This window comes from Sphingobacterium sp. JUb56 (genome assembly GCF_014191365.1).
In the GTDB taxonomy this organism is placed as follows: Bacteria; Bacteroidota; Bacteroidia; order Sphingobacteriales; family Sphingobacteriaceae; genus Sphingobacterium; species Sphingobacterium anhuiense.
Genome location: NZ_JACHWL010000001.1, coordinates 448,106 through 469,731 on the forward strand (window position 1 = coordinate 448,106; position 21,626 = coordinate 469,731).

The 21,626-nt window shown below is 36.0% G+C and carries 15 protein-coding genes; 12 read left to right on the forward strand and 3 right to left on the reverse strand.

All coding sequences use genetic code 11. The annotated features are described in order from the left end of the window. Positions 1-69: 69 nt before the first annotated feature. The 6 genes from FHR29_RS01580 to FHR29_RS01605 all read left to right on the forward strand — a co-directional run bounded on the left by FHR29_RS01580 (position 70) and on the right by FHR29_RS01605 (position 12,565). Positions 70-2,547 (forward strand): glutaminase family protein, encoded by a 2,478-nt coding sequence (locus tag FHR29_RS01580; protein ID WP_183911991.1) that lies wholly within the window; start codon positions 70-72, stop codon positions 2,545-2,547. Between the two features lie 98 nt (positions 2,548-2,645). Beyond that, positions 2,646-3,749: a family 43 glycosylhydrolase gene (locus FHR29_RS01585; protein ID WP_183911993.1), complete on the forward strand. Its 1,104-nt coding sequence runs from the start codon at positions 2,646-2,648 to the stop codon at positions 3,747-3,749. 952 nt (positions 3,750-4,701) lie between these two features. Further along, the gene (locus tag FHR29_RS01590) at positions 4,702-6,165 is read left to right on the forward strand and encodes an IPT/TIG domain-containing protein (RefSeq protein ID WP_206368482.1); all 1,464 of its coding nucleotides are present in this window, start codon (positions 4,702-4,704) and stop codon (positions 6,163-6,165) included. Positions 6,166-6,177: 12 nt separating this feature from the next. Beyond that, positions 6,178-9,327: a TonB-dependent receptor gene (locus FHR29_RS01595; RefSeq protein WP_260291511.1), complete on the forward strand. Its 3,150-nt coding sequence runs from the start codon at positions 6,178-6,180 to the stop codon at positions 9,325-9,327. 11 nt (positions 9,328-9,338) lie between these two features. Beyond that, on the forward strand, positions 9,339-11,393 hold the full coding sequence (locus tag FHR29_RS01600) for a RagB/SusD family nutrient uptake outer membrane protein (protein ID WP_183911995.1): 2,055 nt from the start codon (positions 9,339-9,341) through the stop codon (positions 11,391-11,393). 188 nt (positions 11,394-11,581) lie between these two features. Continuing rightward, complete coding sequence (locus FHR29_RS01605) at positions 11,582-12,565, forward strand: DUF4973 domain-containing protein (protein WP_132770142.1); 984 nt, start codon at positions 11,582-11,584, stop codon at positions 12,563-12,565. A gap of 203 nt (positions 12,566-12,768) precedes the next feature. Here the strand turns inward: FHR29_RS01605 and FHR29_RS01610 are convergent, their stop codons facing one another. Continuing rightward, positions 12,769-13,749, reverse strand: a complete 981-nt coding sequence (locus FHR29_RS01610; protein ID WP_132770140.1) for a hypothetical protein — start codon at positions 13,747-13,749, stop codon at positions 12,769-12,771. A gap of 1,012 nt (positions 13,750-14,761) precedes the next feature. Between FHR29_RS01610 and FHR29_RS01615 the strand changes: the two genes are divergently transcribed. Next, positions 14,762-15,421: a DUF2625 family protein gene (locus tag FHR29_RS01615; RefSeq protein ID WP_207898564.1), complete on the forward strand. Its 660-nt coding sequence runs from the start codon at positions 14,762-14,764 to the stop codon at positions 15,419-15,421. 406 nt (positions 15,422-15,827) lie between these two features. Then, positions 15,828-16,454, forward strand: a complete 627-nt coding sequence (locus tag FHR29_RS01620; protein ID WP_132770138.1) for a methyltransferase — start codon at positions 15,828-15,830, stop codon at positions 16,452-16,454. A 39-nt stretch (positions 16,455-16,493) separates the two neighbouring features. Here the strand turns inward: FHR29_RS01620 and FHR29_RS01625 are convergent, their stop codons facing one another. After that, positions 16,494-17,264 carry a methyltransferase domain-containing protein gene (locus FHR29_RS01625; RefSeq protein WP_132770136.1) on the reverse strand — a complete coding sequence of 257 codons (771 nt, stop codon included), beginning with the start codon at positions 17,262-17,264 and terminating at the stop codon, positions 16,494-16,496. A gap of 372 nt (positions 17,265-17,636) precedes the next feature. On the opposite strand from FHR29_RS01625, the gene FHR29_RS01630 reads away from it, so the two are divergent. Next, on the forward strand, positions 17,637-18,080 hold the full coding sequence (locus FHR29_RS01630; protein WP_021191225.1) for an Hsp20/alpha crystallin family protein: 444 nt from the start codon (positions 17,637-17,639) through the stop codon (positions 18,078-18,080). Between the two features lie 50 nt (positions 18,081-18,130). Here the strand turns inward: FHR29_RS01630 and FHR29_RS01635 are convergent, their stop codons facing one another. After that, positions 18,131-18,571 carry a thioesterase family protein gene (locus tag FHR29_RS01635; protein ID WP_132770134.1) on the reverse strand — a complete coding sequence of 147 codons (441 nt, stop codon included), beginning with the start codon at positions 18,569-18,571 and terminating at the stop codon, positions 18,131-18,133. A gap of 143 nt (positions 18,572-18,714) precedes the next feature. Between FHR29_RS01635 and FHR29_RS01640 the strand changes: the two genes are divergently transcribed. The 3 genes from FHR29_RS01640 to FHR29_RS01650 all read left to right on the forward strand — a co-directional run bounded on the left by FHR29_RS01640 (position 18,715) and on the right by FHR29_RS01650 (position 21,615). Further along, entirely contained in the window at positions 18,715-19,221 is a 507-nt protein-coding gene (locus tag FHR29_RS01640) for an RNA polymerase sigma factor (RefSeq protein WP_221197784.1), read from the forward strand. Continuing rightward, entirely contained in the window at positions 19,211-19,852 is a 642-nt protein-coding gene (locus tag FHR29_RS01645) for a hypothetical protein (RefSeq protein WP_132770132.1), read from the forward strand. The genes FHR29_RS01640 and FHR29_RS01645 overlap by 11 nt, the downstream gene beginning before the upstream one ends. 107 nt (positions 19,853-19,959) lie before the next feature. Further along, a complete protein-coding gene (locus FHR29_RS01650) occupies positions 19,960-21,615 on the forward strand; it encodes an AarF/ABC1/UbiB kinase family protein (RefSeq protein WP_168127441.1) in 1,656 nt (551 codons plus the stop codon). Positions 21,616-21,626: the final 11 nt, after the last annotated feature.

The following is a 21,626-nucleotide window of genomic DNA, read 5'->3' on the forward strand; positions in this document are numbered from 1 at the left end:
GTGGAGTAACCTGATTCATGAAGATAATAAATTGAAAATTTATTTAAGTAATCCATCAATATATTCATAATGAAATTAAAATATGTCGCTATAGCTGTTCTGTTGTGTCAGTCGCTTTTTTCGTCGGCGCAACATAATCCAGTCAAAAATAATTTGCGCGCACCTGCTTTTCCTCTAGTCACCATTGACCCCAATACCAGTGCGTGGTCGTATAGTGATGAACTTTATGGTGATGTTGTGCGGCATTGGACCGGAAAAACTTTTCCGTTGCTTGGCGTCATAAAAGTAGATGGTAAAGCTTATCGTTTTTTAGGTAAAGAGGAAATAGAATTAGAACCTATCGCACGAATGGGAGAAGATGATCACTGGAAAGCGCCATACACAGAGAAGGAACCTTCTGCCGGATGGAATACCTTGGCATTTGATGATGCGAACTGGAAAACAGGGATTACGCCATTTGGTACAAAAGATAAAGAATCTCATGCGAAAACAGATTGGCAAGAGCCTAAGATATGGGTTAGAAGGATTATCAACTTAGAAAAAGATTTAGCGGGACAGTCTGTTTATATTGAATTTACCCATGATGATGATGCAATTTTATATGTTAATGGAATAGAAGTCGTTAATACCGGAAATAGAACCGGTAAAAATAATCGCGTCAAACTCTCAGATGAAGTTGTTAAAACCCTTCGGAAAGGGAAAAATATCATTGGAGGTTACTGCCACAACAGAGTTGCAAATGGCTTTTTTGATTTTGGCTTATTTTTAGAAAGAGAGGGGAGCAATCATTTTGATCAGGAAGTAAAGCAAGAAAGCGTTGATGTGCAAGCAACACAAACTCATTATGTTTTTGACTGTGGGCCGGTAAAAGTGAAAGTAAGTTTTACTGCTCCTATGTTTTTGGATAATTTGGCTTTACTGACACGACCTGTCAATTATTTATCTTATCAAGTTGAATCAAAAGATGGTAAAAAACATCAAATCGAATTCTATCTTGAAGCATCTCCAAACTGGGCATTAAATTCGCCATTACAAGAATCTGAAAGTAGTGAATTTAAAAATGGATCCTTACAATACGTAAAAACAGGAAGTAAGAATCAACAGATACTGGGTAATAAAGGTGATGACTTGCGTATTGATTGGGGATATTTTTATATGGCTGGAGATCAAAAAAATACCAAAGCCATGATTGGTGATAGCCATGATTTAAGGAAACAATTCTTAAAATCAAATCACGTTATTCAAAGCTCTGTTTCAGGGAAGCAACTGGCCCTGCGTCAGTCATTCTCCGTAACGTCCAAATATAGTGATAAGATACTTTTAGGTTACGACGATTTATATGCGATTCAGTATTTTAACGAAAACTTACGTCCTTATTGGAATAGAGATGGCCAAAGTACCATTGAAAAGCAATTTGATTTAGCAAATAAAGAATATAGCAAATTAATAAAAGCCTCAGATCAATTTGATGCCCAATTGATGCAAAGCGCGATCAAGGCTGGTGGTAAAGAATATGCAGCATTATGCGCACTTGCGTATCGTCAAGCGATAGCTGCACATAAATTGGTAAAAGCACCAAATGGTGATTTACTTTTGTTATCGAAGGAAAATGATAGCAATGGATCTATTGGTACCGTCGATATTACTTATCCCTCAGCACCATTATTTCTATACTATAATCCTGAACTGGCAAAAGGTCTTATGAATTTTATTTTCTATTACAGTGAAAGTAATAAGTGGACAAAACCTTTTGCGGCACATGACGTGGGTACCTATCCGATAGCAAATGGGCAAACCTATGGCGGAGATATGCCAGTAGAAGAGTCTGGCAATATGTTAATATTAACTTATGCTATTGCTAAAGCAGAAGGCAATGCTGCTTATGCAAAGAAACATTGGAAAGTCTTATCTACCTGGGTAGATTATTTGGTAGAGAAAGGACTTGATCCAGAAAATCAGTTATGTACAGATGACTTTGCAGGGCATTTTGCTCATAATGCCAACTTATCGATTAAAGCGATTTTAGGAATTGCTTCTTATGGTTATTTAGCGGAGATGATGGGTGATCAGCAAACCGCTGATAAGTATCTCAATCAAGCAAAATCAATGGCTAAGAAATGGAAGACAATGGCACAAGACGGTGATCATTATAAACTTACCTTTGATCAATCTGGTACGTGGAGTCAAAAATACAACATGGTCTGGGACAAAATATTAAAAATGAAAATTTTTGATGAAGATATTCGTACAACTGAAATCAAATACTATCTCACAAAGCAGAACATTTATGGTCTTCCATTGGATAACCGTCAACAGTATACAAAAACTGATTGGATTTCTTGGACTGCAACAATGGCCGATGACAAAGAAACCTTTGAAAAATTCATTAGCCCAGTATATCGTTTTATGAATGAGACAGTAGATCGTGTACCCATGTCAGATTGGATCTATACAGATAAACCTAAACGCTCAGGTTTTAAAGCTAGATCTGTAGTAGGTGGTTATTTTATCAAAATGCTGGCAGAAAAAATGGAAAAAGTAAAGTAGATTTAGATAGGTTGGTTTGTAGGGCCTTGTGTATACCTGTATGCAACAAGGCCCTTTTTTAATGCAGGCTCAACCTACGGACATATTATTCATTTATCATGTATAAATTAAATGTAACCGGTCGTTTTTTAGTACTTATATGTACTGTTTATTTTTCGATTTCGTGTAGTAGTTTAGGATTGCGGAAGAGCAATCTGACCGGTGGCAGTGATGCTACTATTGGATCTAACACATATTTGAATCCAGTATTTGAGCCCATACTTGCGGATCCAACAGTACTTAAAGATCCGAAGTCAGCCTATTTCTATGCGTATGGTACTGCTGATAATTGGGGAGATGAACACGGAGAACGTCTCGTATCTATATTACAATCTAAAGACCTTGTTCATTGGAAATGGATAGGGACAGCCTTTCAACAGAAGCCATCATGGAAAATGACTGGAGGAATCTGGGCACCTGATGTTATCAAGCTAAAGAACAAATATTTGCTGTACTATGCATTTTCCACTTGGGGAGATTCCAATCCAGGAATAGGTGTCGCGGTTGCAGATCAACCTATTGGTCCATTTTTAGATCAAGGTAAATTATTCGATAGTCAAGAAATTCAAGTTCCCAATTCTATAGATCCCCATTTCTTCTCCGATAAAGGCATTAATTATCTGTTCTGGGGAAGTTTTAGTGATGCTGATACGCAAGGTACCTATGGAATACCGTTGACAGATAATGGATTAGCTATTTCCAGTTTACAGAAAAAGTTTAAAGTGGCCGCAGGAGATTTTGAAGCTGTTATGATTCATAAACGTAGAGGGTATTATTATTTATTTGGTTCAAAGGGTTCTTGCTGTGAAGGAGCCAAGAGTACTTATCATATTATGGTGGGGCGTGCAAAAGTATTGCAAGGCCCATATTTTGATAGAGAGGGGCGAGATTTGAAAATGAGGGGTGCTGGCACGCTGTTGCTAGAGGGTAATGACAACTTTGTAGGTACTGGGCATAATTCTCGTATCATGACCGATGAGAATGGCATTGATTGGATGCTGTATCATGGAATAAACCCTAAGCAAAGCCGTGTATCTTCAGGAGGTAACAGACGCGTTCTGCTCTTAGATCAAATTAAATGGGTCGCCGACTGGCCTATAGTGGAAAATAATACCAGTAGCCATTTAGCTAAGGAAGCACCATTTTTTAGAGCAGTACAATAGTCGACAGAACTATCTAAATTTTTAATCTATAGAGTTCGTAATACTAGCACTTAACAATCACTAGCTGTTAAGCTCCTTTCATATCTAGTTTTTTGTCTCGTTATATTCACTTGAAGATCAGTTGAGTTAATTTTAAAATTAATAATTACACTTTTTAGTAAAATTTGATAAATTCAATTTTACTGAAGTAATGAGTTGTTTTGACCAGGTGATGGATGCAGATTAAGACGAACTCGCAATTGATAAATCTACCCATTTTGTTTCGTACATACTCACAATTTCAACTGCTCTTTTGAGACCGTTAAAGAGCGGTTTTTTGTTTATCTGATGTATATATTCTCATGTACGAGAAGCTATTCTTTACTGTCTTTTATAGAATTCTTTTTTGTGTAAAAATCGATAAACTTACTTCCTTTGGATGGTCTCTATTCATTTATTCTTTTTTTAACCAAGTTTTTATCCTCGGAAATCTTGTTTGAAAATATATTCAACATGTCTTTTTGTTTATTTATGATACTAATTAGCAGACTGTTGAGATGAATTGGTAGTGTCATGTTTTTTGTATTGATTAATTTTGATTAATCAATTATAGCATTAAACCTTCTAATATAATTAGAGACTTTATTTAAAACCACATGTATTCTGAGGTTAGGGAAATAGCGATTTTTATAAAATTATAGCTACTATTTTTTTTGACCATTATCATATAGTTCTATACTGGTATAGCAGTTATAAATGTCTTCACCTGGTTTTTTAAAAGATCTAAATTACAAGAAGTAAATTAAAAATGTAGCAGTTTATATATCGTTAAAAAGTGGAGACCGTATTGAGGTCCTTTTTTTAATTTAAAAAGCTAATACCATTTAGCTGTGGTGATATTATTCACTTATGTTATTTGTATCGATGATAATACTTTAAATACTGAGAATAAATTTTAACCAAATTATATTTTATGATAACTAAACAGTTTATTAACAGCAATAGGTGTCTCCTAAGCAATATGCTATGGACATTTCTTGTACTTATTTTTGGATTGGGGGGCTGTAAGGATGATATTAAAAATGTCACTGAGGCGTTGCCTTTTGATCCAGCTAAACCTGTGGTTGTATCTGATTTTAGTCCAAAAGCGGGAGGTATGGGGCAGCGCCTTGTTATCTATGGACAAAATTTTGGAAATGATCCCACAAAGATAAATGTGCTTATTGGAGGAAAGCAAGCAAAAGTCATTAGTGCCGTCGGAGAATCACTATACTGCTTGGTCCCAAGGCAAGCGTTTAATGGGGACATTGAAGTGCGGGTCGGAGATCCAAATAAACAAACTATTGGTAAATCTGCAAAACCTTTTGACTACCAGCGCAAAATGGTTGTATCTACCATTATAGGATACCGAAACTCGCGGGGGGATGAACCGTGGAGGGACGGAAAATTTAAGGATGCAGACCAAAGTAAAATGGCAAGTGGATTCTGGGAGCCTTCTTTTATGAAATTTGATCCTGTGAATCCGAAGCATCTCTGGATGACATTCGATAATAACAATGGACTTTACTTGATCAATTTTGCAGATAGTACCGTAACAAAAAAACGTTCTGATTTTGACCGTCCCCGTAGTATTGATTTCACGGTTGATCATAAATATATGATTATAGCAGAAGACCGCGGCGGAGAAAATGATCGAGCAACTTATCGATTATCGCGTGATAGACAGTGGCAGGATAGGGAGGTGCTGACCACCTATAGGCAGTGTAATGGTGCCTCTGTTCATCCTATTAATGGGGAGATGTATTTTAATAGTTATGAGAAAGGACAATTTTTTCGTTTCGATCTGAATAAATATTTTAATGAAGGTCTTGATGTTAAAGGCTACGAACAATTATTTGTCGTGCATGATCCGCAATGGGAATATAAGATTTTGATTCATCCTACGGGAAACTACGCATACATTGTTGTCATTAACCAGCACTATATCCTTCGTGTCGATTATAATTGGGAAAAGAAACAGTTTAATCAACCGTATTTGGTTTGTGGTCAACTTAGAGGAGCTGGTTATGAGGATGCGGTAGGTTCTTCTGCAAGACTGCGAAATCCTTATCAGGGAGTCTTTGTTAAAAATCCGAAATATGTCGCTGATGGTAAGACAGATGAATACGATTTTTATTTCACAGATCAGCAGAATCATGCTATCCGTATCTTGAAACCCGATGGGAGTGTGACGACTTTTGCAGGAAGAGGCAGTTCCAGTATCAATGCTAATCCATATGGCTATGTAGATGGAGACCTGAGACAGGAAGCACGTTTTGACAGACCTTCTGGTATCGCTTACAGTGAAACAGAAGGTGCATTTTATATAGGAGATCAATCAAATCGCCGTATCCGTAAAATCGCACTTGAAGAAATGGATCAAAGTATTAACGAATAACCAGTGGTTTTAATGATGAAAAAATTCTTAATAATATGCATGTTGCTGTTCGGCTTCACCTGTAGTCTTTTGGCTCAAGAGATCGTCGAAGTAACTGGTGTCGTCACGGACGCCCAAAAACAACCTTTAGTAGGGGTTAGTATTTTTGTAACCGATTCACCTGGATTAGGTACGGTTACCGATAATAATGGTCGGTATAAAATCAAAGTAGAACGCTATAAAAGATTAACATTTTCTTATATCGGATATATTAAACAAGACCTGCTGATTAAAGATGTCTTTGTTATAAATATGGCATTGGAAAAATCAGAAACAAGTGTTCTGGATGAAGTTGTAATCACAGGAACTGGTGCCCAAAAGCAATTGACTTCTACAGGAGCTGTAAGCAGTGTAAATGTCAATGACTTGAAATCCAATCCAACTTCGAGCTTATCCAATGCATTAGCAGGAAATGTACCGGGTGTGATGGCCATGATGCAATCTGGACAACCGGGTAAAAATATTTCTGAATTCTGGATTCGCGGTATTTCAACTTTTGGTGGTGGCACAGGTGCACTGGTTTTGGTTGATAATATTGAACGTAATATCAACGATATCAATATTGAAGACATTGAATCCTTCTCCGTGCTCAAAGATGCTGCAGTTACTGCAATATATGGTTCTAGAGGTGCAAATGGAGTTATTCTCATTACGACTAAACGAGGTAAGGAGGGTAAAATTAATATCAATTTTAAAGATGAAACAATTTATAATACCCGAACGATTACTCCTCAATTTGAAGATGGAGTCACTTACGCTAATCTCTTAAACGAATCGCGGATCACGCGTAATCAGGCACCCATTTATCAACCTGAAGAATTAGAAATTTTGAGATTAGGACTGGATCCAGATTTATATCCAAATGTAGATTGGCAAGATCTGTTACTCAAAGATGGTGCGATGACCTATAGAGCCAATCTGAATATGAGTGGCGGTGGCCCCACAGCGCGCTATTTTGCTTCAGGGAGTTATGTTGAAGAAGGTGGGATGTATAAGATCGATGAAACATTGCGTAATGATTATAATACCAATGCAAATTACAAACGTTGGAATTATCGTTTGAATACTGATTTTAATATCACAAAAACTACGGTAGCTAAAATTGGTGTTGCAGGATCGTTAGATAAACGAAACAGCCCAGGAATGGGGGATGATGATTTCTGGGGGGTACTCTTTGGGTATTCGCCCATCCGTACACCTGTTATGTATTCGAATGGTTACGTACCTGCGATCGGTACAGGGAATCAGACTAATCCCTGGGTAGTAGCTACGCAGACGGGCTTTAATGAGAATTGGACCAATAGTATCCAGACAAATGTATCTATAGAACAAAATTTCGATTTCATTACTAAAGGACTTCGGGCTAGGGGAATCGTCGGTTTTGATACCAACAATAAAAGTAATATATCCCGTCGTAAATGGCCTGAGCAATGGCGTGCTGAACGTGCGCGCGATGAAAATGGAAATCTGATTTTTACGCATGTATCCAATCCCAGTGAAATGTTTCAAATGAGTGGAGCTGAGGGAGAAAGACGTGAATTTCTGGATTTAATGTTCAATTATGATCGAAGCTTTGGCGATCATAATATAGGTGGGGTAATCCGTTTTACGCGTGACGCCTTAGTAAAAACCGTAAACATTGGTGATGATATTAAGAATGGTATATCGAGAAGAAATCAAGCACTCGCAGGACGGGTAACCTATAATTGGAAAAATAGATACATTACCGATTTTAATTTTGGTTACACCGGTTCCGAAAATTTCGCTATTGGACAGCAGTATGGTTTTTTTCCAGCAGTTTCTGCAGCCTGGAACGTATCAGAGGAATCCTTTATCAAGGAAAACTTGGATTGGGTCAATATGTTTAAGATCCGGTATTCATGGGGTCGTGTAGGTAATGATCAATTAAAAGTAGGTAATAATCAGGAAAGGTTTCCTTATTTATATACGATCGAAGAAATCTGGCGAAGGAATAGTGACGGAAGTTTTGCTTTAGATGGTGCAGGTAACAGGATACCAGATGGGGGTTACCAATGGGCCGATTATGGTTTCAATAGGTACTATCAAGGAATGAAATATGCGCAAGTAGCGTCTCCATATGTGACCTGGGAGATGGCAACGAAACAAAATCTAGGATTCGATATTTCACTTTTTAAAGATAAGATTGTTGCTAATCTTGATTTCTTCAATGAGGAGCGTACAGGTATATATATGGAACGCAGATTTTTACCTGCGATCGTTGGACTTGAAAGTACGCCTCGTGCCAATGTAGGCGCGGTGCAGTCACGGGGTTTCGATGGTCGATTTGAATATAAGCAAACGTTAGGGGCTTTCAATATCACTGCAAGAAGTAATATTACCTATAGTAAGAATATCATTTTAGAAAAAGATGAAGAGAATAATGTGTACGGTTATCAGAATGAACGCGGTTTCCGTGTTGATCAGGCTAAAGGATTAGTTGCTTTAGGTCTCTTCAAAGATTATGATGACATCCGCAACAGTCCGAATCAAACTTTCGGAAATTATCAACCTGGAGACTTGAAATATAAAGATATTAATGGTGATGGAGTGATTGATGATGGTGACCGTGTACCTATTGGTGCTACCAGAAGACCAAATTTGATTTATGGTATCGGTGCTTCGATCAGTTGGAAAGCGATTGATCTAAATGTCCATTTTCAAGGAGCGGGAAAATCTACTTTCTCCACCTATGGAAAAACTGTGCACGCATTCAGTGAGGGCGAGTGGGGGCAAGTTATGAAAGGCGTAATGGGCGATAACCGTTGGGTTTCTGCGGATATTTCAGGAGATCCAGCGACTGAAAACCCAAATGCTTCCTATCCACGTTTAAGTTATGGCTATAACGCTAACAATTTTAGAGAATCTACCTACTGGCTTAGAAATGGTCAATATCTTCGTCTTAAAACGCTGGATATCGGTTACTCTATTCCTAAGTCATTAGCTAATCGAATCAAGACTAATAACATTCGAATTTTTCTTGTTGGAAGTAACTTGTTGACCTGGTCAAAATTTAAGCTTTGGGATCCTGAACTCGCGAGCCCTAGGGGTGAAGACTATCCGCTTCCGAAATCATTTACGTTAGGCATTAATGTTAATCTATAAATTGAATAAAAATGCAAAAGAAGATATATTTCATGCTATTATTTGTGCTGTGCACAACTTTTATTTCCTCCTGTAAAAAGAATTATCTGGAATCTGATCAATATTTTAAGGATCGGATCACGATTGAAAAAGTCTTTAAGAGTAAAGTATATACAGAGGAGTGGTTAGCACATGTTTTCCAAGAGTTTAAAGGAGAGAATGTTGACGTTGCCAGCAAGGGGCTCACGCCCCATAATTTTGCAGATGATATGTATTATGGTGATCGGGATCGTGATTTTGATCCTTCAAAGACCGAACTATCCTATAATATGTTCAAAATGGGGATTTATACTGAAAATGATAAGCAAGGTAGCTGGACGCAGTGTTATCGGGGCATTCGCAATGCCACTACTTTTATTCATCATGTGTATATGAATACAGAAATGACTGCTGCTGAGATCGAAGATTATCGCGGGCAAGCTCGTTTTGGTAGAGCTTACCTCTATTGGTTACTCTTGCGGAAATACGGTCCGATTCCATTGTTACCTGATGAAGGAATTGATTATACACAAAGTTATGATGACATTGCTACAGCACGCAGCACCTATGAGGAGTGTGCTAAATTTATTGCTGATGAGCTATTATTGGCGGCTAAAGAAATGGAAAAGCTAGGTATGAATCGTGGTCAGGATGGTTCTGCTCGCCCTAGTTGCGGTGCCGCATTGGCCACACGTGCTAAAGTATTGCTGTATGCGGCAAGTCCATTAGCCAACGGAAATACGTCAAGCTTTTCAGCGAGATTGGTCGATGATGTCGGTAAGCGGTTGCTTTCAGTAGATTATCAAGATGAGAAATGGGCTCTGGCTGCAGCCGCTGCGCGAGATGTGATTGAATTAGGCGTATATAGACTGTATTGGGTTCCAATCCAAGAAACTGGTGATGATGCAACTGTAGTTCCGCCAAATGATAATAATTTTTCAGGAAAGAACTGGCCGGAAGGTTGGGCAAATATTGATCCTTCCAAATCCTATGCGCAAGTGTTTGACGGTACTTTGCAAGCCTCAGGAAATCCGGAACTTATTTTCACTAGAGGTAATAATCAAGATGGTGAAAGCGTAGCAGATATGGTTATCCATCAGTTGCCTCGTTCTGCAACCGGATGGAATACGCATGGTCTTACACAGAAGCTCGTCGATGCATATTATATGAATGACGGAAAAGATATTCCAGGTAAAGATAGTGAGATCGGACGTGGAAATGGAACAAACCGGTTAAGTGGTTATGTATCAGCTGATGATTATAGCAAAGGTAAATATAGGCCATTGAGAGAAGGTGTTTCTTTGCAATATGCCAATCGAGAGCCTCGGTTTTATGCTTCTGTTGCTTATAATGGTAGCTTCTGGACTTTACTGAATGAGACCTTGGAACGCAATCGCAATCAGCAAGTGTTTTATTACCGCGATGATACAAAGGGTAATGGCTTCAACTCATCCAATGCATACTGGCTTCGTACGGGTTTTGGAGTGAAAAAATTTGTTCATCCAAGTGACACTTATGAGGGGGGGAGTGCGTCACGCGTTATTTCAAAAGCTGAACCTGCCATTCGTTATGCTGATATTTTATTGGTCTATGCCGAGGCATTAAATGAATTAAGTGGTTCCTATAATATTCCTTCGTGGCGCGGTACAACTTATGCGATCAGTCGCGATATTAAAGAGATACAGCGTGGTACTCATCCGGTTCGTATTCGTGCTGGTGTACCAGACTATCCTGCTCAGGTGTATACTAGCAAAGTGGAATTAAGAAAAACTTTGAAACGAGAACGTTTTATAGAATTGATGGGAGAGGGACAGCGTTACTATGATTTACGTCGTTGGATGGATGCGCCTGTTGAGGAGGCTTTACCAGTTTATGGGTGTAATATTTTGATGAATGTTAAGGAGCGAGATCTCTTTCATAGACCAGTAGCCATATGGACACTTAAAACGACCTTTGCGGATAAAATGTGGTTTTGGCCGATCAGTCATAGTGAGCTTAAACGTAATAAGAGATTGACTCAAAATCCAGGATGGACTTACAATGATTAAAGATATGTGATGCTTATGCATATGAGCTAAGCGGTATAACACAGTGATGGAATATTGTAAAATTAGTTGATGCATGCTTTTAGATCGTAAATAATATAGTACTTAAAATAAATGCCTTTAAAAAAAAAGAGTGTTACTAAACTCTTGTATGCCCTTTATAATTTACACTTATAAAAATAAATTGTCCAATGAAAAAAAGATATATACAACTCTTGTTACTCTCTTTGCTGTTCTTATTTAGCGGCTGCAATGATGAATGGAAAGATGAACAATTTGAAAATTTTGTGTCATTTAAAGCACCTTTGACAATTGAGGGTGTTTCTAATATCTATGTGCGGTATAAAGGAGATCAGAAAACGACTTTCATGCTACCTATGATCGTTAGCGGATCGACTATCAATGATAAAAATATGACTGTTCAAGTTCGTGTGGATCCCGATACATTGAAGGTGTTGAATTATGAACGTTTTCAAAACAGGGAAGATTTTTATTACCGGGAGCTTATGAGTCAATACTTTTCAATGATTCCAGCAGTTCATATAAAAGCTGGTGAAAGCACTGCTTTAATGCCAATAGATTTCACGCTTAAAAATATTGACATGGTCGATAAGTGGGTTCTCCCATTAACGATCTTGGACGATGCGTCCAATGGATACAAAGCTAATCCTCGAAAACATTATCGTAAAGCTCTATTGCGTATCTATCCTTTTAACAATTACTCGGGAACCTATAGCGGTACAGCTTTGAAAACAAATATGGAGGGATATGAAAACGAAACTCCTATTGTTAAAAGTGAAATTCGGAGTTATGTCGTTGATGAAAATACGATTTTCTTTTATGCAGGAAACATAGATGAAGAACGACAAGATCGTGGTAAATATAAAATTTATGCAACTTTTAATGAAACTGGTGGGGTCAGCTTTCGTGCTGATAATGCCAACATGAATTTCAAAGTGAATAAAGATGCCAGTTATACTATTTCAGAGCAGATGGATGCGGTAAGGCCTTATCTACTGCACCGCTACATTGCTATCAATAATATTGACTATCAATTTACCGACTATACGATGGTTCCAAATGTTGCTATTAAATATAAGGTTACGGGGTCATTGATTTTACAACGGCGATTGAACACCGAGATTCCTGACGAAGATCAGTCAATCGAATGGTAAAGAAGGAACGATCGGATGTGTCGCAGAAAAACTAGTTTGGTGATTTAGTTTGTAGGAAAATGCGGAGCGTAAAAACTTCGCATTTTTTTTATTTTAACGGGCTAACATCATGGAAGATATTAGCCCGTTAATTTTAAAGGTTGCGTTTTTATCATATTGTGAGAAACAGTAACAATGTCTGGCTTTTTTATTTGGTTGTTCAATTATTCATGATTTTGAATCGGTTCGTTTGTTTGCGCTAAACGTTGGGAACCATTATTTGCAGGACATGAGATATCGTCTGTCGCATCATAGATTAATTTTTTACCTGGTTTTATTAATTCTTCAGGTACATAAATTTGAATACGGGTTATGCTATATCCACTAGGGAAATAACGAATATAGTAACCATCAGGATGTAATGTCCAAATTCCACTTGGTGTATCTGTTCTTGGCATAGCCATACCCGCCAAAATTGCATATTGTTCAAATTCTTCATAGGAGTAATTACCTGAAGAAACTAGGCTTCTAATATTATTTTCAGCTTCAAAGACTGCGCGCAGCGATGCAGGCAATTGTTCTTTGGCAGCAGCCATTGCATCAAAAGGTAAAATTCCAAGTGCGCCCCCTTCTAGTTGCAAAAGTTGTTTAGGTGTTAGCAATGTCAATGCTGTTTCTTTTACGGAGCCAGCGTAATCGATAAATTTTGTTTTAGCTATTATTGTCCATAAGAGCATCTGAATATCGCTTTGTTTTACTTCGGGATGTTGTTCAGCACTTTTAAGTATGGCTGTAACAACTTCTTTTTTCTTACCTAAGGTGGGTGCATACATATAACCATCTCCCGATGATGGCGCATGAGTGCCCGCTTTTAAGCAGTAGCTTTTGTTTGTCATCTCGAAATGACCAGCCTGTAAAATATAACCATCTTTGGCGTTTCTGGGAAGTTCCTGTAATGGCTTATAATTTGCATCTTGTTGAAAACTTGGCATCTGCTCACCTTTTCTATCTACATCTTCAAAATTCGTGGATATCGCTTCGGGTTCTTTGAGTAGTTTGTCCAAACCTAGCGCTTGTGTGCCCTTACTTGTTGCTACTTTTCCTACTTTATTGAGAAAGCCTCCAAGTTGTGCGGTTGCAAGCTCAGTTGTGAGTATAAAACTTAACAAAAGTGATAGTTTTAATACCATTTTTTGAATTTTCATAGTTTTTCTATTTATGGTTAGTTTTTGTCTATTTCAAAAGCTTTGTTCATCATCTAGTTTTATCGTGCTCGTTGACTTGTTTCTAGATAAGTAAAGATAGGTATCCTTTATTATTATGGAAATATAAGAATTGAATTTTAAGGTTGTATGAATTTAAAAATAATAATTTGTCATGGATGCTAATTATTCTGATTCCTTGATCTCTCCGCCTACCAAAATATTAATAAGTCCATAGAAGTCCTATGCTTATTTGATATAGATCCAGTATAACCAGTCTTTTTCCAGTTCCTCTATTGTATTTTTAATCAAGTTGAACTTAAGTTTAGGATATTTATTGTGTATGTATTACTTCAATTGATAAGTCTGGCTAAATACTTTTGAAGAGAAATAATACGGAAATCTAGAAGTAGGAAAATTAGCTCCGAAAGGCTCCTGTTTTTTCAGTATTTTCTTTTGAATGGAGAACAGTATGATGGTAGGGGTAATAGAATATTGACTTGTCTTCTTAGTCTAAGTATGAATTGGTAAGTTGTTTTTTTGTTAAAAAACAAAAGGTTTTCAAACGGGGAGAATGAAAACCTTTATAACCAATTATAAACCTAAATTATGATGACACAAATATAGTGTTATTTGTACACTAAGACAAATTTTTTTTAATATTTTTTTCGAATTGTATCCTATTTTGATTTAACCTTAATTTTTACGGGTTATTCGTTTCTTTTTTATTTCTTTGCAGTAGCGTTTTCTTTGTTTGATTTTGGGATAAGGTATTGCTTGCTATTTTGAAAACAGATTGAATATTATGCTTAGCATAAAGCATCTTATACGTTATTGATGGAGAAAAATGCGCACTATTACTTTTTACCCTGTTTTATTATAGTACCATTTGAATTATATTCAATGAAGGTAAAGTGGGGTTATCATATCAGTAATAGTTGAAAATATAATAAGTGAAAAATATTGGAGGTTATAATGTATTTATCATCACCGTATGTTTTTTTTAAAAGATTAGATGATGAAAACATTAAAAGATTTAATAAATAAGGATGGATTTGGTTGGGCACTTGTACAAAAGTGGATGGAAAATTCAAAGAATACCTTTGAAACTTTGCCAAGAGTTTCTAAGCGAGCTGATGAGGAGTTGTTACGCTTGCAGATTTCAACTAAATCGCCGATGGGGGCTATTGTTTTTGAAACAGGGGGTATTCTAATTGAAAATGGATGGTTACGTATCTTAGGTTCGGGTTCCACAAAGCTGAATAGAGGTATGATGGAGTGGAATAAAGGTAAGACCTATGTCAATGAAGGAGAGAAAGGGGGCTTCTTACTGATTGCTGATGATGTTTTGGGTGGATATTTTGCAATTAATGCTGGGGAGCTGGGGGAAGAGATAGGTAAAATATATTACTTTGCTCCAAATACTTTGCGTTGGGAAAGTTTGGAATGCGGTTACGCAGACTTCATTAATTGGTCATTAAATGGAGACCTTGGTTTATTTTATCAAGACTATCAATGGGATGGTTGGAAAGCAGATGTTGCAACGGTTGAAGGAAATCAAGTGTATTCTTTTGATCCCAATCTGAGTGTACCTGAAAAGAATAATAATATACGAAGGAGCAAAAGACTAATTTTGATTGATGAACATGTCAAATTAGCATTGCAGTCTATATAATCGTAACGTATTGTGATTAGTCTTTTTCGGCATAATTGCTCTTGTGAAGATTCGATCTTTCATAGTTAGTCGCTGGATATTTTGTTATTACACAGTAGGTAGTGAAAAAATTATCCAGCGATTTTAGTATAGAATGAAATGTTTGTTTAAAGGAATTGAAACGTGAATTTTAACGTTATAAGTTTGGTTTTCTGTTAAAAAACAAAAGGTTTTCAAACGGGGAGAATGAAAACCTTTATAACCAATTATAAACCTAAATTATGATGACACAAATATAAGTGTTATTTTTACACTAAGCAAAATTATTTTAAATTTATTTATTCAAATTGCACAAATATGACTTTTGATTAGGTAAGCGTAGATGTTCAACAGTTGTATTAAGTGATCATTATTTATTATTAGGTGTATGAATAATAAGATTAAAAAACAATTTCCAGTTAAAACAGTACAGCCTGTCCTGGATCAAAACTATTGGAATACGAAGTGGCAGAACAATCAAACCGGTTGGGATATCGGTTATGCTTCTCCGGCTATTACCGCGTATATGGCGCAATACCCTAATAAAAATGCGGCAATTTTAATAGCGGGCTGCGGAAATGCCTACGAAGCGGTCTACTTATTAGAGAATAATTTCACTGACATTACTTTAATTGATTTTGCTGAAGAAGCAGTTAAAGGATTGATTGAAAAATTTGCGGGATATCCTGCTATAAAGATTCTTTGTACAGATTTTTTTGAACACGAGAGACAATATGATCTGTTGTTGGAACAAACTTTTTTTTGTGCGATTGCACCGGAAAGACGTGCCGATTACGTGCAAAAAGTATTATCCTTGCTGAAACCACAGGGTCGGATTGTTGGTTTACTTTTTGATAAAGCATTTGAAGCACCTGGGCCTCCTTTTGGAGGTGATGTTGTTACTTATGAAAAGCTTTTCAGACCTTTTTTTTCCATCGACAAAATGGAAAAGTGTTACAATAGTATTTCACCAAGAGCAGGAAAAGAGATTTTTATTAATTTTTCAAAACCTTAATCCAATTATGGAATTCTATGAGAGCAGGCGCATAAGAGCTTACACGGGTTTTCTTCCATATAGTAACAGTCGTTTAAAGGCATATATGGCTGGAAATTTGGGAAATTTTTGTTCGATACGACTTTTATAAACCGTAATAAACTCTTCTTTTTGATCCTCCTGTAGTTTGTCCAGATAAGGAATTAAAGCAGAGCCAGAAATAAAGTTTAGTAATTCTTGTGAACTTTGTGCAATTATGGGATATACTTTTTGAATAATTTGCAAATTTATCAATCCTGCGTCATACATAATTGCCGCATATTGATCTATTGATAACATTGGTGATTCTCTTTTCCATCCACTGAGATAGTCATTAAATGGCTGTTCTTGCACTAATGTTAATAAAATTTGATTTAAGATATTATCCGATTGCATCGGCATTTGAATTGCAATTTGGCCATTGGGATTTAATAGCGACAAAAGATCGGGAAATAAGGTTTGATGGTTATCAGACCACTGTAATGCTGCATTGCTAAATATCAGGTCCCATTTTTGTTTTGTATCGAGGACATCCTTAGTAGTAGCTATTTTAAATGCTAATCTGTCATTTTTAAATTGTGAAGACTCCGATAACATCGCTTCTGAAGAATCAACACCTAGAAATTGCGCGTTTTTTAACTTGTTGGACAGGATAAAAGTTTGTTCACCTGTACCACAGCCAATATCGATACAATTTTGTTGTGGTTCTTCAGTAATAAAATTGATTAAATCGTAAAATGGTTGATTGCGTATATCTTTAAATTGATTGTAAATTTGGGGATTCCACTTCATATTTTTCTATGTTATGATTGTCAATACATCTTTGTAATCTAATTTAACTAAATTTTGATTGATAAACACTAATTATATGTTCAGCTTTTGTTTTTCTTTTTTTTTCGCTATCAATTACAATTTTTCTATGCTGAAAACTAAGTGTAAACAATTTATATTTTTTTGATAATAAAGTTTTATTTTCAAATTGCTTGATTTTAAGTTTGTTATTTTCTTTCTTTATATCGAAAGTGACATATTGTCAACTTTAAATAAGTTATTCAGACATTTTGTCTATGTATTTTTTGTTTTAATGTTTTGGTATGGGAATTGAAATACTGATGTAAATTGATTAATAAAAAATAAAGTATAAACATAAAAGGAGGACAAAAAATGGCATTAATTAAATTTCCAACAAAAAGCTTGAATACTGATTCTGTAAATCCATTTGTAAGTACAGTGTTTGATAATTTGTTTAACGATTCTTTTATTTCGGATCGTCTGATTTCCCGCGTTCCGGCGGTGAACATTTCGGAGACAGAAAAGGCTTTTCGTATTGAGCTGGCTGCTCCAGGTTTAACGAAGTCTGATTTTAAGATCAATGTAGATAAAAAAATAATAACTATATCTGCTGAGAAAAAAGAAGAGTCAGTAAGTGAAGAGAAATTATTTAGTAAAAGAGAGTTTAATTACACTTCTTTTTCAAGATCTTTTGCATTGCCTGAAACGGTAGATCACAGCAATATTGATGCGGTCTACGAAGATGGTGTTTTAGTAGTGACAGTGGGCAAGAGAGAAGATGCTATTGTAGCAAAAAGATTAATAGAAGTTAAGTAATATGTGTTTATTGAAAAAAGCTTCAAGGAGTAAATTCCTTGAAGCTTTTTTTATTCTAAAATTTCTGTGTAATCGTCCGCTTTAGGAATTTTATCCATAAAATGATTCCATTCTTGAGGAATGAATGTTAATTTTCTTTTTTCTAAATCTAGCCAAGCACCATCGACATTAATGGTAGCACTTTTTGTTCCATCTGCTTTAAAAACGATATGCCTAAAAGAAAATCGGCTATTGGAAATATTGAATTTGGTTAATTCTACTTCAACATAAATTTCTTCATCGAGATGAATTTCTCTATGATATAGTAGCTCTTCTCTAAATAGGATGGGGCCTATGTGATGTTTAGCAAATTGCTCTAGAGATAATCCAATTTTATTTAACATATTGCTTCTTGCTTGTGCACAGAAGTCTGCATATGCGGAGTGACGTAAATGCCGATTTGGATCAATCTGCGCCCATAATACCTGACCTTTAAAAAATATTTTATCCATACGATGATATTTTTTGTTTTCAACCTAAAATAGTGAATAAAATGCAAAAGATTCTTTTTTTTAAATATTGACTGTAACATTTTCAAAAATGCGGTACTAATCCTGTATATTAAACTTAATTACATTAAGAGGCTACACGATTAATGATAAAGCCAGACGAACAGCAATTTTTAAGACAGATAGAGCAGAATAAAGGTGCTATCATTAAGGTGTCTCGAATGTATATGGACAACTTAGAGGATCAGCAGGATTTATTTCAGGAAATTGTTATGCAGTTATGGCGGTCTTATGGCTCCTTTAGGAAGGAGAGTTTATTTTCTACCTGGCTGTATCGTGTGGCAATTAACACTGCCCTCATGTATTTCAAAAAGGAGAAACGCCGGCCTGATCAGCATGAGCTTACTGTTGATATTGATGTCGTAGATGAATTTGATTCGGAAAGAAAAGAGGAGCAGTTACGTTATTTCTATCAAGCAGTTCAACATCTGAATCCTGTAGAGAAAGCATTAATCTTTCTGTTTTTGGAAGGACAAAGTCATCGCGATATTTCTATTAATCTCGGTATCTCTGAAGTAAATGCACGTGTTAAATTGAACAGAACCAAAGAAAAATTGCAACAGATTATTAAAACACAAGGTTATGAATTTTGATGAATTAAAAGAACAATGGAATAATCAAGCGGAAAATAATTTTGAGATTGATCCAAATCTTAATCATTATAAATCCGTTGGTAGCATTCTTGTGAAACTGAGGAGAAATATTAAAATGGAATTTTTCTCATGGTTGTGTGCAATTACATTTTTGATGTTATTGCCCAACATTGATACCTATATGATCACAGGATATACAAAAGTTGCCTATTACTTTTTATTACTTCAAATGTGCATATCCAGTCTATTTTACTATAAAAAGTTTTTTTATTTTTATAAAACCACAAAGCAATTTGAACTATTAAGTTCCCGTGAAAATCTGTTAAAGTTGTATTACGATTTAAAATTTTCGATTGAAACTTATAAAATGTCTTCTTATTTATTAGTTCCTCAGGGAATTCTTATTTGTTTCATATTTTTCTCTTTAGGTCATTCTGCGGAGTGGGCAGATAAGATTTATCATTTTGGTGCTACTTGGGAAAATGATTCCTCGTTTATCATATTTTTTATTCTTGGGGTTTTTGCAGGTTTGATTTGTTTGGTTGTTTGTATTGAGTCTATGAGTTATTACTACTATGGCAAATATTTGAAAATGATCAAAAAAAATATCGATGCCCTAGAGGAAGAGTAATTGTAATAAAACTGTTTTATTTTGAGTTATCAATCTTTAAAAGAGTTTCTCAATTCGATTTGTGGGCAAGGTTTTTGTATCTTGATGATCTAATCGAATAAAAGGTTATGATGCAGCATTCAGCTAAAAAAATACAGCGTAGTTCTCATATCATTAGCGTACTTGCTAAATATGGATTTCGCGATATCTTAAACAGACTCCCCTGGAATACCGGTAAAACTTCTTTAGAAATAGGTGTTGATGTCGAGAATATTTCCGTTTACAGACGTATTCGAATGGCCTTGGAAGAGTTGGGGCCAGCATTTGTTAAGCTTGGGCAGTCTGCCTCTACACGCGAGGGTTTATTGCCACAAGAGCTTATTGAAGAATTGAAGTTTTTGGAAGATCGTGTTGATCCATTTAGCATTGATATCAAAAGTTATATTGAAGAGGAACTGGATATTATTTTTGATGATCATTTCGCTTCTATTGATCCAGAACCTTTTGCCGCCGCTTCTATTTCCCAGGTTTATAAGGCGAAACTCATGGATGGAAAAGATGTTGTTGTTAAAGTTCGTAGGCCTCAAGTCGATGAGATTCTGAAAACGGATTTATCTTTAATGCGAGATATTGCCCGGATTTTGGTAGGCTATAGTGAACCTTTGCACAACCTTAATTTACCATTAATTGTTGACTCTTTTGCAACCACCTTGGTTCAGGAAATTTCGCTGTTAAATGAACGTCATAACATAGAGCGTTTCGCCAAAAACTTTAAGGGCAACAGCAAAATCAGTGTTCCTAAAGTTTATCCGAAAATAAGTTCTGATCGTATCCTGACAATGGAATTTATGGACGGTGTTAAAGTGACGGATAAGGAGAAGTTGCAGTCTATGGGGCTTGATTTAGAGGAGATTGTAGATAATGGCATCAATCTTTATTTAGAACAGGTGATCGTACATGGTTTCTTTCATGGCGATCCTCATCCTGGTAATTTACTTGTGCTTCCAAATGGTAAACTAGCTTTTATTGATTTTGGAAATATGGGTAAATTGTTAGGTATAGACCGACAAAATTTAGAAGAGTTTATCCAGGCGGCAGTTTCTTCCAATGCGATGCATCTAGCTGATACGATAGAAGATGTGGCGGTTGTGAGTAATATTCCTGATCGTGCTAGATTTGAACGTTCTTTGTATGAGATTTTTGATCTGATTGATAACGTCTCATTGGGAGATATCAGTTTGGAGTCATTATTTGATAAATTATGGACGATCATTGGGGATAACCGTCTTTATTTTCCTGAATATATCTATCAGCTTATTCGAGGCATATCATTAATGGAGGGAATTGGCAGACAACTCAATCCAAACTTGAATATTATGAAGAGTATAAGACCGTTTGCAAACCGTATTATGCGGGAGCGAATGGATCCAAAATATTTATTTGAAAAAGGGAAGAATAAGGCTTTTTCTTTTGCTCGTGATATTGAAAAACTTCCTGATGATCTTAGAGGCTTATTTAGGCAAATAAAGCTTGGAAATTTCACGCTTAATCACCACTTGATCAGTGCTAAGTCATTTACCCAGATCTTAAGAAAAGGCGTTAACCGTATTGTAATCGGAATTATGGTTTTGTCCTTGAATATGCTTGCAGGTATGGTTATTATCGCGCATGTTGAGCCTAAATTTTTAGGAATTCCAGTTTGGGCATGGGTGTTTTTAGGAACTTCTTTTTCTTTATCGATTTATCTATTTATAGCTATGATACGTGCTAAAAATCGAGATTAGTCAATAGAGGT

Coding starts and splice junctions, on each gene's coding strand:
- FHR29_RS01580 (WP_183911991.1), top strand. CDS start 70: ATGAAATTAAAATATGTCGCTATAGCTGTTCTGTTGTGTCAGTCGCTT.
- FHR29_RS01585 (WP_183911993.1), top strand. CDS start 2,646: ATGTATAAATTAAATGTAACCGGTCGTTTTTTAGTACTTATATGTACT.
- FHR29_RS01590 (WP_206368482.1), top strand. CDS start 4,702: ATGATAACTAAACAGTTTATTAACAGCAATAGGTGTCTCCTAAGCAAT.
- FHR29_RS01595 (WP_260291511.1), top strand. CDS start 6,178: ATGATGAAAAAATTCTTAATAATATGCATGTTGCTGTTCGGCTTCACC.
- FHR29_RS01600 (WP_183911995.1), top strand. CDS start 9,339: ATGCAAAAGAAGATATATTTCATGCTATTATTTGTGCTGTGCACAACT.
- FHR29_RS01605 (WP_132770142.1), top strand. CDS start 11,582: ATGAAAAAAAGATATATACAACTCTTGTTACTCTCTTTGCTGTTCTTA.
- FHR29_RS01610 (WP_132770140.1), bottom strand. CDS start 13,749: ATGAAAATTCAAAAAATGGTATTAAAACTATCACTTTTGTTAAGTTTT.
- FHR29_RS01615 (WP_207898564.1), top strand. CDS start 14,762: ATGATGAAAACATTAAAAGATTTAATAAATAAGGATGGATTTGGTTGG.
- FHR29_RS01620 (WP_132770138.1), top strand. CDS start 15,828: ATGAATAATAAGATTAAAAAACAATTTCCAGTTAAAACAGTACAGCCT.
- FHR29_RS01625 (WP_132770136.1), bottom strand. CDS start 17,264: ATGAAGTGGAATCCCCAAATTTACAATCAATTTAAAGATATACGCAAT.
- FHR29_RS01630 (WP_021191225.1), top strand. CDS start 17,637: ATGGCATTAATTAAATTTCCAACAAAAAGCTTGAATACTGATTCTGTA.
- FHR29_RS01635 (WP_132770134.1), bottom strand. CDS start 18,571: ATGGATAAAATATTTTTTAAAGGTCAGGTATTATGGGCGCAGATTGAT.
- FHR29_RS01640 (WP_221197784.1), top strand. CDS start 18,715: ATGATAAAGCCAGACGAACAGCAATTTTTAAGACAGATAGAGCAGAAT.
- FHR29_RS01645 (WP_132770132.1), top strand. CDS start 19,211: ATGAATTTTGATGAATTAAAAGAACAATGGAATAATCAAGCGGAAAAT.
- FHR29_RS01650 (WP_168127441.1), top strand. CDS start 19,960: ATGATGCAGCATTCAGCTAAAAAAATACAGCGTAGTTCTCATATCATT.